This is a genomic window from Spirillospora sp. NPDC029432 (assembly GCF_040703975.1).
GTDB lineage: Bacteria > Actinomycetota > Actinomycetes > Streptosporangiales > Streptosporangiaceae > Spirillospora.
Genome location: NZ_JBEZWH010000031.1, coordinates 48,724 through 62,881, shown reverse-complemented (window position 1 = coordinate 62,881; position 14,158 = coordinate 48,724). Strand labels below are relative to the sequence as shown.

At 74.6% G+C, this 14,158-nt stretch carries 11 protein-coding genes; 6 read left to right on the top strand and 5 right to left on the bottom strand.

Annotated elements, in window-relative coordinates; translation table 11 throughout:
* Positions 1 to 77: 77 nt before the first annotated feature.
* From AB0881_RS23810 to AB0881_RS23800, 3 genes are all read right to left on the bottom strand, one after another.
* The gene (locus AB0881_RS23810; RefSeq protein ID WP_366619980.1) at positions 78 to 1,190 is read right to left on the bottom strand and encodes a DUF6745 domain-containing protein; all 1,113 of its coding nucleotides are present in this window, start codon (positions 1,188 to 1,190) and stop codon (positions 78 to 80) included.
* Between the two features lie 13 nt (positions 1,191 to 1,203).
* Positions 1,204 to 1,530 carry a hypothetical protein gene (locus AB0881_RS23805; RefSeq protein ID WP_366619978.1) on the bottom strand — a complete coding sequence of 109 codons (327 nt, stop codon included), beginning with the start codon at positions 1,528 to 1,530 and terminating at the stop codon, positions 1,204 to 1,206.
* A 78-nt stretch (positions 1,531 to 1,608) separates the two neighbouring features.
* Positions 1,609 to 2,937, bottom strand: coding sequence for a threonine/serine exporter family protein (locus AB0881_RS23800; RefSeq protein WP_366619977.1), 1,329 nt, complete (start codon positions 2,935 to 2,937; stop codon positions 1,609 to 1,611).
* A gap of 197 nt (positions 2,938 to 3,134) precedes the next feature.
* Here AB0881_RS23800 and AB0881_RS23795 point away from each other — a divergent pair, with 197 nt between their 5' ends.
* Together AB0881_RS23795 and AB0881_RS23790 are read left to right on the top strand one after the other, a co-directional pair.
* Positions 3,135 to 5,264, top strand: coding sequence for a RecQ family ATP-dependent DNA helicase (locus AB0881_RS23795; protein WP_366619975.1), 2,130 nt, complete (start codon positions 3,135 to 3,137; stop codon positions 5,262 to 5,264).
* A 200-nt stretch (positions 5,265 to 5,464) separates the two neighbouring features.
* Positions 5,465 to 6,529: a LysR family transcriptional regulator gene (locus AB0881_RS23790; protein WP_366619973.1), complete on the top strand. Its 1,065-nt coding sequence runs from the start codon at positions 5,465 to 5,467 to the stop codon at positions 6,527 to 6,529.
* Between the two features lie 109 nt (positions 6,530 to 6,638).
* Here the strand turns inward: AB0881_RS23790 and AB0881_RS23785 are convergent, their stop codons facing one another.
* Positions 6,639 to 7,565, bottom strand: a complete 927-nt coding sequence (locus tag AB0881_RS23785) for a sugar kinase (RefSeq protein WP_366619971.1) — start codon at positions 7,563 to 7,565, stop codon at positions 6,639 to 6,641.
* A gap of 189 nt (positions 7,566 to 7,754) precedes the next feature.
* Here AB0881_RS23785 and AB0881_RS23780 point away from each other — a divergent pair, with 189 nt between their 5' ends.
* From AB0881_RS23780 to AB0881_RS23770, 3 genes are all read left to right on the top strand, one after another.
* Entirely contained in the window at positions 7,755 to 10,196 is a 2,442-nt protein-coding gene (locus tag AB0881_RS23780) for a GNAT family N-acetyltransferase (protein ID WP_366619969.1), read from the top strand.
* Between the two features lie 577 nt (positions 10,197 to 10,773).
* Positions 10,774 to 11,355 carry a DUF5998 family protein gene (locus tag AB0881_RS23775; RefSeq protein WP_366619967.1) on the top strand — a complete coding sequence of 194 codons (582 nt, stop codon included), beginning with the start codon at positions 10,774 to 10,776 and terminating at the stop codon, positions 11,353 to 11,355.
* Positions 11,352 to 12,467 carry a nucleotide pyrophosphatase/phosphodiesterase family protein gene (locus AB0881_RS23770; RefSeq protein ID WP_366619966.1) on the top strand — a complete coding sequence of 372 codons (1,116 nt, stop codon included), beginning with the start codon at positions 11,352 to 11,354 and terminating at the stop codon, positions 12,465 to 12,467. The genes AB0881_RS23775 and AB0881_RS23770 overlap by 4 nt, the downstream gene beginning before the upstream one ends.
* Here AB0881_RS23770 and AB0881_RS23765 read toward each other — a convergent pair.
* Positions 12,454 to 13,236, bottom strand: coding sequence for a Clp protease N-terminal domain-containing protein (locus AB0881_RS23765; protein ID WP_366619964.1), 783 nt, complete (start codon positions 13,234 to 13,236; stop codon positions 12,454 to 12,456). The genes AB0881_RS23770 and AB0881_RS23765 overlap by 14 nt on opposite strands.
* A gap of 86 nt (positions 13,237 to 13,322) precedes the next feature.
* On the opposite strand from AB0881_RS23765, the gene AB0881_RS23760 reads away from it, so the two are divergent.
* Positions 13,323 to 14,150: a sulfurtransferase gene (locus tag AB0881_RS23760; protein WP_366619962.1), complete on the top strand. Its 828-nt coding sequence runs from the start codon at positions 13,323 to 13,325 to the stop codon at positions 14,148 to 14,150.
* Positions 14,151 to 14,158: the final 8 nt, after the last annotated feature.

Sequence of the window (14,158 nt, the reverse complement as noted above, 5' to 3'; positions counted from 1 at the left end):
GGGTGTCCCCCTGATGGGTTAGGGAAGTACCAATCAGGGGGCACCCGCGGGGGCGGGCCGGGTGGGCCCGGCCGGTCTCAGGTCTCCTTCTCCGGCTGGTAGTCGTGCTCCTCGACGCCGAACGTCCAGGCGACGCCTTGCCGCGCGGTCTGCGTGCCGGGCGGGACCCGCAGGTAGTAGGTGCGGTAGGTGCCGTCGGGTTCCGGGGTGGAGTTGACGACCTCGACCATGGCGATGGGCTCGTCGCCGGGGAGGTCGATGCGCCAGAGGACGCCGGTCGAGTCGCGGTGGGCGGGATGCGCGCCTGATTCGGCCAGGTAGCGGTCGTAGCCGTAGATCTCCAGCATGACCCGGCGCTGCTCGGCGTTCGCCTCGTCGCGGATGCGCTCGGGGGTGAGGTCGGTCAGTGAGGCGATGAACCCCGCGGGGAGCGGCATGCCGCGCCAGGCGTGCAGCGCGAACCCGTCGCCGTACGCCAGTGCGGGGCCGTCGCCGCGGTGCAGCCGGCCGGGCTCGTCGCGGTGCAGTTCGAGGGGCCGTTCGGAGACGATCGCGATCCGCTCGTACGGCCACCACCAGCCCGTCGTGCGGGCGATCTCGGCCATCGCGGCCAGGCCGCCGCTCAGGTGGCCGCGGGTGTCGGCCAGGGAGAGGAAGGGGGCGTCGTGCTGGCCGAGTACGGCGTCGAGGGTGGCGGCGCGCAGCAGCGACGAGGTGGCGAAGTCGTCGGCGACGAGGTCGCCGATGCCTCGCCGGACGCGGGAGACCAGGTCGTTGACCGGGCCCCACAGCCGGCCGCCGCTCTCGGCCCACGCGCGCGCCCAGCGCTCGGGACCCAGCTCGGCGCTGATCTCGGTGCGGGCGCGTTCCCACGGGCGGGTGCGGACGGCGTCGCGGACGCTCGCGCCGGCGGCCGCGGGGTCGAGCAGCGCGAGGACGGGTTCCAGGTACTCGTTCAGCCCGGCCTTCTCCAGCGCCTCGCGGTGGCCGCCGATGAGCGCGGCGGCGAACGTGCCGTACGCCGGGGACGGCACCCAGACGATCTCCTCGGGGGTGGTCAGGCCCGCGGCGGTGTAGGCGGCGCGCACGCCCTCCTCGGCGCGTTCGCGGTCCGCGGCGGTGGTGGGGCCGGCGGCGAACGCGGCCGCCTGCCAGTCCAGTACGGTCTCGACGCTGGTCAGGGTCTCCATCGGTCGCCCCGGCTCAGTCGGCGACGACGCGGACGGCGCCCGGCACGTACTCGCGCTGGCGGATCACCCGGAACCAGCCCTTGGGCAGCGTGATCTCCGCGTGCTCCTCGTGCGCCAGCCGCCCGCCCGACGGCAGGTGGAGGTGGTCGGGGGTGAGCGGGTCGCCGTCCTTCAGCAGCGAGCCTGGCGCGGCGATCGCGTGGGCGTGCCCGGTCGCCTCGCCCAGCGCGAGCACCATGCGCCCCCGGCCGTCGCGCGGCGCGGGCGGCAGGTCGCGCACGGCCTGCGGCACGTCCGTCTCGGGAACGGGCAGGATGAGAATGTCTCCCTGTCGGTACATGCGCCGCAACGTACCCGCCGCCACCGACATTCTCGTGTCTCCCTGGCAGCGCCCGCGGGCCCGGCGGGTGCGGCCGGCTCAGTAACCCCGGGTACGGCGGGCGGCGGGGCGGGCCCAGCGGCCGGAGACGCCGAAGCCGACGCGCTGGAACGCGCGGACGAGTTCGCCGCCGAGGTTGACCCCGGCGCCGAGGGCGAGCGCCACCGACAGGGCCCCGATGAGGCTGAGCACGCCGGACTGCGGATCGCCGGAGTTCAGCTCGACCAGGCCCCGGTAGAGCATGGTGCCGGGCAGCAGCGGGCCGATCGCCGGGACGATGTAGGGCAGCACTGGAGCGTTCCGGCGGCGGGCGAGCATGCTGGCGAGCAGGCCGATGAGCACGGCGGCGACGGCGGCGGCCATCACCGGCACGAAGTCCCGGTTCAGCAGCACGACGTAGATCATCCAGATCAGCGCGCCGCCGAACGCGGAGGCGACCAGGACGTTGCGGGGCGCGGCCAGCGACACCGCGAACGCCAGCGAGATCGCCGCCGCCGCGCATATCTGCACCGGCTGGAACAGCGCGGGCGCGCTCGGCAGGTGCTCGACGCCGACGTCGATGCCGAACCGGGAGCCGGTGCTCACCACGATGCCGAGACCGGCCACGATCGCGGTGATGATGAAGAAGACCTCCAGCAGCCGGGCGCCGCAGCTGACCAGGTCGCCGGTGATGCCGTCCTGGATGCTGGCCACCAGCGGGCGCCCCGGCAGCTGGGCCAGGATGGCGCCGGTGACGATCGAGGGGGCGTCCTCGGGCTGCCCCCAGGCGACGACGAGGATGGCGGCCGAGGCGCCGATCGAGGACGCCACCCCGAGCTGGAAGAACTCGGCGATGCCGCGGCGGGCGAGCGCGGCGGCGGCGCGGTCGCCGATCATCGTCGCGACGAACGCGGTGACCGCGACGAGCGGGCCGCCGCCGACGAGCACCGCCGCCGACGCGGAGATCAGGCCGAACGACACCACCAGCAGCCACGGCGGGTACGGGGCGCGGTTCCGCTTGATCTCGGCGAGCCGCGCGTGCGCCTCCTCGATCTCCAGCATGCCGATCGAGGCGTCCTGGACGAGCTGGTGCAGCGCGGTCAGCCGCCAGTACGCGGGGGTGCGGCGGCGGATGGCGCGGGCGGCGGTGACCGGCAGCGCGCCGCCGCCCGGGTGCGCCGAGACGAGCAGGCTGGTGAGGGTGACCTGGACCTCGCAGCGCGGCAGCTCGTAGGCGACGGCGAGGCCGAGCATCGCCTCGTTCACCCGTTCGGTGGACTCGCCGCTGGCCAGCAGCAGCTCGCCGACGCGCAGGACGAGGTCGAGGGTCCGGGCGTCGACTATCTCACCGGGCTCGTCCTCGGGCGGTTCGGGGAGCGATCCGTCCATCAGGGTGTGCCAGGCTCGCCGCAGGCGCTCGGCCGCCCGCCCAGTGACCGGTGGTGCCATGTCCTCCGCCCGTTACCGCTGATCCGACGGGAACTGTACCCGTGCCGCGATCATGCTTAAGCCCACGGGGACGGTGGCGTTGTCCACAGAAGCCGATTCGGTGCCGTGGCGTCGGTCCGGGCTGGTACCAAGGACGGATGAGCACACCGGAGAAGCCGCGGGACGCACTGCCGGAGGACCTGCGGGACGATCTGCGGGACGACGCCGAGCGGTGCCTGCGGGCGCTGGCGGGGGAGCGGGCGCGGCTGCGCGAGGACCAGTGGACGGCGATCCGCGCGCTGGTCGTCGAGCGGCGGCGGGCGCTGGTGGTGCAGCGCACCGGCTGGGGCAAGTCCGCGGTCTACTTCGTGGCGACCCGGCTGCTGCGCGAGCGCGGCGCCGGCCCGACGGTGATCGTGTCGCCGCTGCTGGCGCTGATGCGCAACCAGATCGAGGCGGCGGAGCGGGCCGGCATCCGCGCCCGCACGATCAACTCCGCCAACACCGAGGACTGGGAGCGGGTCTTCGCCGAGGTCGAGGCCGGCGAGGTCGACGTCCTGCTGGTGAGCCCGGAACGGCTCAACAACCCCGACTTCCGCGACCTGGTGCTGCCGAAGCTGGCGGCGGGGGCGGGCCTGGTCGTGGTGGACGAGGCGCACTGCATCTCCGACTGGGGCCACGACTTCCGGCCCGACTACCGGCGGCTGCGGACGCTGCTGGCCGAGCTGCCGCCGGGCGTGCCGGTCCTGGCGACGACCGCGACCGCCAACGCCCGCGTCACCCAGGACGTCGCGGAGCAGCTCGCCGACGGCGACGCGCTCGTGCTGCGCGGCCCCCTCGAACGCGACTCCCTCCACCTGGCCGTCGTGCGGCTGCCGGACGCCGAGCGCCGGATCGCCTGGCTGGCCGAGCACCTGGACGCGCTGCCCGGCTCCGGCATCATCTACACGCTCACCGTCGCCGCCGCCCACGAGATCGCCGGCTTCCTGCGCGAGCGCGGCTACGAGGTGGCCGCGTACTCCGGCCAGACCGAGCCCGCCGAGCGGCTCCAGGCCGAGCAGGACCTGCTCGACAACAAGCTGAAGGCGCTGGTCGCCACGAGCGCGCTCGGCATGGGCTTCGACAAGCCCGACCTCGGCTTCATCGTCCACGTGGGCGCGCCGCAGTCGCCGGTGGCCTACTACCAGCAGATCGGCCGGGCCGGGCGCGGCGTCGACCGCGCCGAGGTGATCCTGCTGCCCGGCGTCGAGGACCGCGACATCTGGGCCTATTTCGCGAGCCTGGCGTTCCCGCCCGAGCCGGTCGTGCGGTCCACGCTGACCGTACTGGAGGAGGCGGGCCGGCCGCTGTCGACGGGCGCGCTGGAGCCGAGGGTCGATCTCGGCCGGTCGCGGCTGGAGATGATGCTCAAGGTCCTGGACGTCGACGGCGCCGTACGCCGGGTCAAGGGCGGCTGGACGGCCACCGGGCGGGACTGGGCGTACGACCGCGAACGCTACGAGCGGGTCGCCGCCGAACGCGCCCGCGAGCAGCGCGCCATGCTCGACTACCTGGCGATCGAGGGCTGCCGGGAGGAGTTCCTGCGGCGCCGGCTCGACGACCCCGAGGCCGCTCCGTGCGGCCGCTGCGACAACTGCACCGGCCGGCACTGGCCCGCCGACGTATCCGACACCGGCGCCGGCCAGGCCCGCGACCGGCTCCGCCGCCCGGGCGTGGACGTCGCCCCGCGGCGGATGTGGCCCACCGGCGTCAAGGACGATCTCGGCGTGGCCGGCCGCATCCCGCCGGGGCGGCAGGCCGAGCCGGGCCGGGCGCTCGGCCGGCTGACCGACATCGGCTGGGGCAACCGGCTGCGCGAGCTGTTCGCCGGGCCCGACGCCGAGATCCCCGCCGACATGTTCGACGCGGTCGTCAAGGTGCTCGCGGCGTGGGACTGGGAGGCCCGCCCGGCCGGCGTCGTGGCGATCGGGTCGCACTCGCGCCCGGCGCTGGTCGGGAGCCTGGGCCGGCGGCTCGCGCAGATCGGCCGGCTGCCCTATCTGGGCGAGTTCGTCCCGCTGGGCGAGCCGGGGCCGCGCCGCCACAACAGCGCCCAGCGGCTCCGTTCGGTCTGGCACGCGCTGGCGCTGCCGGACGACGTCGCCGCCGCCGTCCGGGACGCGGGCGGCCCCGTGCTGCTCGTCGACGACCGGATCGAGACCGGGTGGACCATGACCGTGGCCACCCGGGCCCTCCGCGACGCCGGCGCTCCCGCCGTGCTCCCGCTGGTCCTGGCGGTGAACGCCTGACCCCGCGCGCGGCCGCCCCGCGCGGGCCGCGCACCGGGCCGGGGAGCACCGCGACCGGCCGGGAACGAGAGGAGTGTTCTAGAGGGCAGTAAGTCGCGTCCACCTGTTTGGGAGATCATCTGAAGATCAGCTGAACTGCCCTTCCGGCCATTTGCCGGCGGCCTCGCCGGTGATCGCCGGGAGTAGTACCGTCCCTGTCCGTGCCGCCCTCCGATGTCCCCTCCCACCACCGCCCGCTCGACGACCTTCTCGACTGCCCGGCCGGCCTGCTGGACACCACCTTCGACCAGCTCCGCACCCTCCTGGTGGTGCACGAGACGGGGTCCGCGCTGCGGGCCGCCCGCGTCCTGGGCCGCGAGCAGTCGAGCGTCCAGAAGCAGCTCGACACGCTCAACCGCAACTGCCAGGCCATGTGCGGCGAGGTGCTCACCCTGCGGCAGGGCCGCGGCAAGGACTACCTGTTCACGCCCGCCGGCGAGGACGCGGCGCGGCTGGCGCGCGAGACGCTGGGCCGCTGGCAGGACGCCGTCCACCAGAGCCGGCGGCGGCTCGGCCGGATGCTCACGGTGGGGACGACCGAGTTCACCCTCCCGATCGTGTCGCGGGCCTGGGCGCGGGCGTCGGCGGACCTCGGGGCGCGCGAGGTCGAGTTCCGCGCCGTGCACGTCCGCACCAAGGACATGTGGGCGCGGCTGGAGTCCAACGAGATGGACCTCGTCTGCGGCACCATCGTCAGCACCCCCGAGGGCGACCGGCGGCTCCGCGACCACGCGGTCGTCGAGTACGCCCGCGGCCGCGCGATGCTCCTCACCAACCTGGCGGAGGACGAGCTGCCGGGACCGCGGGCCCGGACCAGCGCGCTCGCCGAGCTGCCGCTGGTGGTGCCGGCCGCCGGGCTGATCGCCGACTTCCTCGCCGGCTGGTACGGGGCCGCCTTCAGGGACCGGCTCAACGTCGTCGCCGACATCGACGACGTCCACTACGGGCGGTCGCTGCTGCGCTCGGGGTTCGTCCGCGGCTGCATGATCGTGACCGAGTCGATCGGGCGGCGGACCGCCGGCGGCCCCGCCGAGCCGGGCGAGCTGCCGCTGCGCACCGTCGAACTGCACGACGACCTGGAGCCCAGGGCCGAGCTGATGACCGGCGCGTTCGTCCGCAAGGCGGACCTGGAGCGCTACGACGACGGCCACCCGCTCAACCTGCTCTGGGCGGCCGTCCACGAGGACGCCCGGCACTACCTGGCCGGACGCCGCGCCTCTTCCTGACCCCGGGGTGCGACCCGACCGGGGGCGCGATCCGGCCCGGAGCGCGACCCGGAGCGGGGCCCGGCACCGGCCCGGAGCGGGCCCCGGCCGTGCCGGGACCCGGTCCGCGTCAGTTCTTGATCTGGTTGTCGACCACGTCGAGGGACGGCCGGGCGCCGAGGTGCTGCATGGCGCGGGCGGCGAGCCGGCAGCCCGCGGTCAGCGCGTCGGCCGGCTGCTTGCCGTCCAGCCACGGCGGCAGGAACCCGGCCACGAACGCGTCCCCGGCCCCCGTCCCGTCGATGATCTTCTCGACCGGCTCGGCGGCCACCGTGACCGGCTCGGGCCGGCCGTTGGTGTACCAGAGCGCGCCGTCCGCGCCGTTCATGATCACGACCTGCGGGTACCAGGCGGTCAGCACCTTGGCGGCCCCCTCGGGCGTGTCGCGCCCGGTGAGGATCTCCGCCTCCTTGGCGTTGACGACCAGCATCCGGGCGCCCTGCGTCCACTCCAGGAACGGCTCGGCGCCCATCCGCTTGAGCGGGGAGGACGAGCCGCCGTCGACCGAGATGGACATCTGGGCCTTGCGGGCCATGTCGAGGGCGTGGATGGCGGCCTTGCGGGAACCCTCGTTGATCAGGGCGTACCCCGACAGGTGCAGGTGGGTCCCCTGGTGGAAAAGGTCTCTGCAGCGATCGATGTCCTCGGGCAGCAGCGCCGCGTTGGCCCCCGGGTCCGACAGCATGGTCCGGTCCCCCTTGTGGGTGACCAGGACCACACAGGTGCCGGTCGGACGCTCCTGGTCCATGACCAGGCGGGCGTCCACGCCGTACCCCATGAGTTCCATGTCACGGTTGCGGCCCGCGATGTCGGAGCCGCGGCGGCCGACGAAGGCCGCCTCGATCCCCTCCAGGGCCAGCCACGAGGCCACGTTGGCGCCCGAGCCGCCCCCGTGCGTCGTCACGGCGGCGGGCGTGTCGCTGCCCTTGGCCAAGGGATATGCGGCACGTGCAATGGTGTCAGTCATCAAATCGCCGACCACGACCACGCGCGTCATGGAGTCATCACCTCGATCAACACGGCCCGCGCGAGCGGCATACTGGGCGTGTGGACGACCGTAACAGCTCTTGACCCCCGATTAGGTCTCGAACGCGCAGCGAAACCGGGGAACCCGGCGTTTTTCCCGGTGCGTTCCCCGGGCGCGGTCCCGGGCGGCCCGCGCGGGGCGTGCCTTACCCTCGGGTACGTGAGCGAGGGGTACCCGGACCAGTGGGAGGCCGACGTCGTCCTCACCGACGGCGGGACGGCCCACCTGCGTCCCATCACGGGCGACGACGCCGAACTGCTGCGCTCCTTCTACGCGCGGCTGTCCCCGGAGTCGATCTACTACCGGTTCTTCTCGCCGCGGCCGCGGCTGTCCGACCGTGAGATCGAGCACTTCACCCAGGTCGACCACGACCGGCGGGTCGCGCTGATCGCCACGATCGGCGGCGCGATGGTGGCCGTGGTCCGCTACGACACGCTCGCCGACCGCCCCGGCACCGCCGAGGTCGCGTTCCTCGTCGAGGACGCCCACCAGGGCCGGGGCCTCGGGGCGGTCCTCCTGGAGCACATCGCCGCGGCCGCCCGCGAACGCGGACTCGAACGGTTCGTCGCCAGCGTCCTGCCGGACAACAGGCGCATGACCCGGGTCTTCCGCGAGGTCGGCTACCGCGCCGAGCAGCACTTCGAGGACGGCGTCATCGAACTCGTCCTCGACCTGGAGCCTACCGAGACCTCGGTGGAGGTCATGGCGGCCCGCGAGCACCGCGCCGAGTCCCGCTCCATACAGCGGCTGCTGTTCCCCGGCTCGGTCGCGGTCATCGGCGCCAGCCGCGCCGAGCACAGCGTGGGGCAGACCGTCCTGCGCCACCTCCTGCGCGGCGACTTCAGCGGCCCCGTCTACCCGGTCCACCCCACCGCCACCGCCGTCGCCGGCGTGCGCGCCTACGCCTCCGTCCTCGACATCCCCGACGACGTCGACCTCGCGGTCGTGTCCGTCCGGGCGCCCTCCGTGCACGAGGTCGTCGAGCAGTGCGCGAGCAAGGGCGTACGGGGCCTCATCGTGGTCTCGTCCGGCTTCGGGGAGACGGGCGCCGAAGGGCGCGAACGCCAGGAGGAACTCGTCCGGCTCGCCCGCGCGTACGGCATGCGCGTCGTGGGCCCCAACTGCCTGGGCGTGGCCAACACCGACCCCGAGGTACGCCTCAACGCGACCCTCGCCCCCCGCATGCCCGGCCGCGGCCCCGTCGGCTTCTTCTCCCAGTCGGGCGCCCTCGGCATCGCCATCATGGAGCGCACCGCCGAACGCGGCCTGGGCCTCTCCACCTTCGTCTCCGCCGGCAACCGCGCCGACGTGTCGGGCAACGACCTCATGCAGTACTGGGAGGAGGACCCCGCCACCAAGGCCGTCCTCCTCTACCTGGAATCGCTCGGCAACCCCCGCAAGTTCGCCCGGCTGGCCCGCCGCCTCGGCCGCCGCAAGCCGATCGTGGCCGTCAAGACCGGCCGCAGCCTCCAGGGCGTCCCGATCGGGCACGCCGCCCAGGCGCTCAGCCTGCCCGACCACGCCGTCAGCGCCCTGTTCGCCCAGGCCGGCGTGATCCGCGTGGAGGACCTGGCGGAACTGTTCGACGTGGCCCAGCTGCTCGCCTACCAGCCGCTCCCCGCCGGCGACCGCGTCGCGATCATCGACAACTCCGACTCGCTCGGCCTGCTCGCCCAGGACGCCGCCGCCGCGCTCGGCCTCCAGGCCGGCGCACCCGTCAACCTCGGCCCCCGCGCCGGAGCCGAGGAGTACGAGGCCGCCCTCGCCACCGCCCTGGAGGACGACGAGATCGACGCCGTCGTGGCCCTGTTCACCCCGCCCACCATCGGCGGCTACGACCTCCGCGTCCCCGAACGCCTCCGCAGGCTCGCCGCCGGCAGCGGCAAACCGATCGTGGCCACCTACCTCGGCTCCGAAGGCATGCCCGAAGACCTCCGCGTCACCGGCCCCGACGGCATGCCCGCCGAAGGATCCGTCCCCTCCTACCCCGCCCCCGAGGACGCCGTACGCGCCCTCGCCTACGTCATCCGCTACGCCCAGTGGCGCCGCAGCCCCCAAGGCCACATCCCCGACCTCCCCGGCACCGACCGCAAGCGCGCCCGGACCCTCGTCACGGAATGGCTCGCCCCCGGCGAAGCCGTCACCGCCACCCCCGAACAGGCCGCCGAACTCCTCTCCTGCTACGGCATCACCGTCCAGGACAAGGGCGACGGCGTACCCACCCGCATCGTCACCATGGAGGACGCCTCCTTCGGCGCCGTCGTCTCCTTCGGCCTCGCCGACGAGACCGCCGCCCTCCTCGACGACCGCGCCTACCGCCTCGCACCCCTGACCGACGTGGAGGCCGCCGAGATCGTCCGGGCCGTCCGCACCGCCCCCCTCCTCCTCGGCCACCGCGGCGCCGAACCCGTCGACGTCCCCGCCCTGGAAGACCTCCTCCTCCGCGCCTCCCGCCTCGCCGACGACCTCCCCGAAGTCGCCCGCCTGGAACTCGACCCCGTCATGATGGGCCCGTCAGGCGCCGCCGTCCGCGAAGTGACCCTCCACCTGGCCCGCCCAAGAGGCCCCCGCCCAGAACTAGGCCCCCGCAGGCTCGCCTAATTGTGGAGGGGCGACCCTCCACACCACCCGGGCCCGGGGCGGGCGCTCTTCGCTCGTTCCTCGCTACGTGCGCCCGCCCCGGGGCAGAGGACTCCGTCCCCCGCACCCCCTGCGAGGGGCTCCGCCCCCTCGACCCCCTTGGGGCTCCGCCCCTTGCCCCCGGATCGTGTGCTGGTCGGGGTGGAAGTTCGGGTGGTCAGGACGGTGGGGCCGGTTGGGGTTCTGGTGTGGGCGGGATCGGGTCGGGCTCTGGGGGCGGCGGAGAAGGCTCGGGTGGCGGGCCCGGCGGTACGGGCTCGGGCTCCGGGGTCGGCGGAACGGGATCCGGGGCCGGGCCGGGCGGTACGGGGCCCGGCGGTGACGGGGCCGGAGGCGGTGGGCCCGGGGCCGGGACGGGCGGTTTCGGAGGCGGCGCCGGGTCCGGGGTCGGCGGTGGCACCGGCGGCGGGGACGGCAAGGGATCACGGTCGGCCATGCCCACCCCTTACCCGGAGGAGAGCGGGACGACCATCCCGAAATGTCCGTGTCGCGGTACGTCATGTGCGCCGGCCGCCCCGGACAGGGCAGGATGGGGACCATGAGGGAAACCCGAGCGACGGCTCACGGGTTGCGCACGGCCATCGAGCGCAGCGGTTACTACCCGGCCCTGGTCGCGGACGCGGTCGAGTCGGCGATAGGCGATGAGCGTGTCATCGCCTATGTGGTCCATCACGAGGCGACGTTCGATCCCGCGATGGAGGTGCGGCGGCACGTGACCGTGCTGGTGCTGTCCGCGTCGCGGCTGCTGGTGTGCCACACTGACGAGCATCCGCCCGGCGAGGGCATGGCGCAGCCCCACGCGTCCACCACCACCGAGGCCGTCAAGCTGGACCGCGTCCAGTCGGTCGCGGTCACCAGGGTCGTCCCGGACCCCGCCTCGTACGTGCCAGGCGTGCCGCCCAGCGAGGTGGTGCTGACGATCGGGTGGGGCGCGATCGCGCACGTCGATCTGGAACCGGCGACGTGCGGGGACGAGAACTGCGAGGCCGACCACGGCTACACCGGCAGCGTCACCGCCGACGACCTGTCGCTGCGGGTCAGCGAGGCCGCCGACGGCCGGGACGCGGTCGTCCAGGTGCTGGCGTTCGCCGAGGCGCTGTCGGCCGAGACCGCCGGGTGAGCGCGCCGCCCGTTCCCCGGTACGGGACGAGCGCGCTCGCCGACCTGCCGCCGTCGGTGCTGGCCTCGCTGGGCGTGCCGGGCGTCCCGAACGTCCTCGGCCTGCCGGCGGCGCGGCGGGCCTGCGTGCTGATCGTGGACGGGCTGGGCTGGGAGCTGCTCCAGGCCCATCGGGAACTGGCTCCGTTCCTGTCCTCGCTCCAAGGGGGGCCGCTGACGGCGGGCTTCCCGGCCACGACCGTCGCCAGCCTCGGATCGCTGGCCACCGGGCTGCCGCCGGGCGGGCACGGGCTGCTGGGCGTCCAGGTGGCGATCCCGGGCACCGGGCGGCTGCTCAACTGCCTGCGCTGGCAGGACGAGACCGTCGATCCCGCCACGTTCCAGCCGGCCCCGACGGTGTACGAGCGGGCCGCCGCCGACGGGGTGCGGGTGGCCTACGTGGCGCTGGGCGAGTACAAGGGCTCGGGGCTGAGCCTGGCCACCGTCCGCGGCGCGGACTACGTGAAGGCCAGCGGGCTCGGGCAGCTGGTCGGGCGGGCGGAGAAGGCGCTGCGCGAGGGGGAGCGCAGCTTCGTCACCGTCTACCACGCCGACCTGGACGCGACCGGCCACCGGTACGGCGCCGACTCGCCGGACTGGCGGCACCAGCTGCGCTTCGTCGATCTGCTCGCCGAGCAGATCGCGGAGGTCCTGCCGCCCGAGGCGGCGCTGTACGTCACCGCCGACCACGGCATGGTCGACCCCACCGAGCGGGTGGACGTCGACACGACGCCCGCGCTCCAGCGGGGCGTGGCCCTGATCGGCGGCGACGCCCGCGCCCGGTACGTCTACAGCGAGCCGGGCGCCGCGGCCGAGGTCCTGGACGCCTGGCGGGACGTGCTCGGCGACCGGGCCTGGGTCGTCCCGCGGGACGAGGCCGTGGCGGCCGGCTGGTTCGGGGACGTCGCGCCCGGCCTGCTGGAGCGGATCGGCGACGTGATCGCGGTTCCGCGCACGGACCTGGCGATCGTCGCGTCCGAGCGGGAGCCGTGGCTGACGAGGATGGTCGGCATGCACGGCTCGCTCGTCCCGGCGGAGCTGCTGGTGCCGCTGCTGCGCGTCACCCGTCCGTGAGGCGCTCCTCCAGCCGTTCCAGCCGCCGGACGATCGGCGCGAGCTCCTGCCGGAGGGCCGCCGCCAGGGCCTCCTGAGGGCCGCCGCCCGGCGAGGCGCCCGGCGAGGCGGCGGGGGCCTGCGCGGCCGTCTGGGCGCGCAGGTGGACGTACCCGGCCAGTGCCGCGCTGACGGCGCGCCGCGCCAGCCGCGGCTCGGCGCCCATCGACCGCAGGATCCGCCCGGCGGTGCCGTCCGGCTCGGCGATCAGGCCGAGCAGCAGGTGCTCGCAGCCGACGTAGTTGTGCCCGAGCGAGGTCGCCTCCGTCACGGTCAGCTCCAGCGCGGCGGCCGCCAGGGAGCCGAAGCGGAGGGCGGGGTCGTCCTCGACCGGGGCGCCCGCCGGACTCCTGCGGACGATCTCGGTCCACACCCGGTCCGGGTCGATCTCCAGCGCGCGCAGCACCTGGAGGGCCAGATTGCCGCCCTCGGCCAGCAGCCCGCCCAGCAGGTGCTCGGTGCCGATCTCGGCGGCCCCGGACGCGCGGGCCTGCTCGTGCGCGAGCGTGACCGCGGTACGGGCGCGCTGGGTGAAGTGGCTCAGGTTCGCGACGGCCTCCTGGAGGTCGGAGGCGGACGACGCGGTCTCGCGGATGGCGGTGACCCGGCGTACCGCCTGCTCCAGGGCGCGCTGGCACACCGCCGACACCGGCACCCCCGCCTCCTTGACCGCCTCGGCGAGCTCGTCCGGCAGATACACGTTGATCTTCGGCACCGGCTGTACCTCCATTGGGGTTATAACCCGCATATAACCCCAGCCACGCCGAGTTGTCCACCCCCCTCCCAAATCCCGGCATCGCGGGCCAAACTGGCGGTGTGCATCCACTCATCGACGTCCCCGCTCTGGCCCGATCCCTCCGCCGGGAACCGCCCGTCCTGCTCGACGTGCGCTGGCATCTGGCCGGCCCGCCGGGCATCGACTCGTACCGGCGCGGCCACCTGCCCGGCGCGGTCTTCGTCGACCTGGACCGCGACGTCGCCGGGCCGCCCGGTGGCGGCGGCCGCCACCCGCTGCCCGCCGCGGGCGCCTTCGAGGCCGCGATGCGGCGCGCCGGCGTCGACGCGGGCCGGCCGGTGGTCGTGTACGACGACGCCGACTCCACCGCCGCCGCGCGCCTGTGGTGGACGCTGCGCTACTTCGGCCACGAGCGCGTCCGGGTCCTGGACGGCGGCTTCCGCGCCTGGACCGAGGCCGGCCTGCCGGTGACGGCCGAGGAGCCCGCCGCCAAACCCGGCGACTTCATCGCCCGCCCCGGGCGGCTGCCCGTCCTGGACGCCGACGGCGCCGCCGCGCTCGCCAAGGCCGGCGCCCTCCTTGACGCCCGCGCCGCCGAACGCTACCGGGGCGAGACCGAGCCGGTGGACCCCGTCGCCGGGCACATCCCCGGCGCCCGCAACGCCCCCACCCTCGGCAACGTCGGCGTCGACGGCCGCTTCCTCCCGCCCGAGCTGCTGCGCGAGCGCTTCGCGGGCCTCGGCGCGACCGACGCCGTGGACGTCGGCGCCTACTGTGGCTCGGGCGTCACCGCCGCCCACGAGATCCTCGCGCTGACCCTCGCCGGCGTCCCTGCCGCCCTGTACGTGGGCTCCTGGTCGAACTGGATCGCGGACCCGTCCCACCCGGTGGCCACCGGCGACACCTGAGCCCGAGC

Excerpts from the sequence above, each read along its gene's own strand:
- AB0881_RS23810 (WP_366619980.1), bottom strand. The coding sequence starts at position 1,190 with ATGGAGACCCTGACCAGCGTCGAGACCGTACTGGACTGGCAGGCGGCC.
- AB0881_RS23805 (WP_366619978.1), bottom strand. The coding sequence starts at position 1,530 with ATGTACCGACAGGGAGACATTCTCATCCTGCCCGTTCCCGAGACGGAC.
- AB0881_RS23800 (WP_366619977.1), bottom strand. The coding sequence starts at position 2,937 with ATGGACGGATCGCTCCCCGAACCGCCCGAGGACGAGCCCGGTGAGATA.
- AB0881_RS23795 (WP_366619975.1), top strand. The coding sequence starts at position 3,135 with ATGAGCACACCGGAGAAGCCGCGGGACGCACTGCCGGAGGACCTGCGG.
- AB0881_RS23785 (WP_366619971.1), bottom strand. The coding sequence starts at position 7,565 with ATGACGCGCGTGGTCGTGGTCGGCGATTTGATGACTGACACCATTGCA.
- AB0881_RS23775 (WP_366619967.1), top strand. The coding sequence starts at position 10,774 with ATGAGGGAAACCCGAGCGACGGCTCACGGGTTGCGCACGGCCATCGAG.
- AB0881_RS23765 (WP_366619964.1), bottom strand. The coding sequence starts at position 13,236 with ATGGAGGTACAGCCGGTGCCGAAGATCAACGTGTATCTGCCGGACGAG.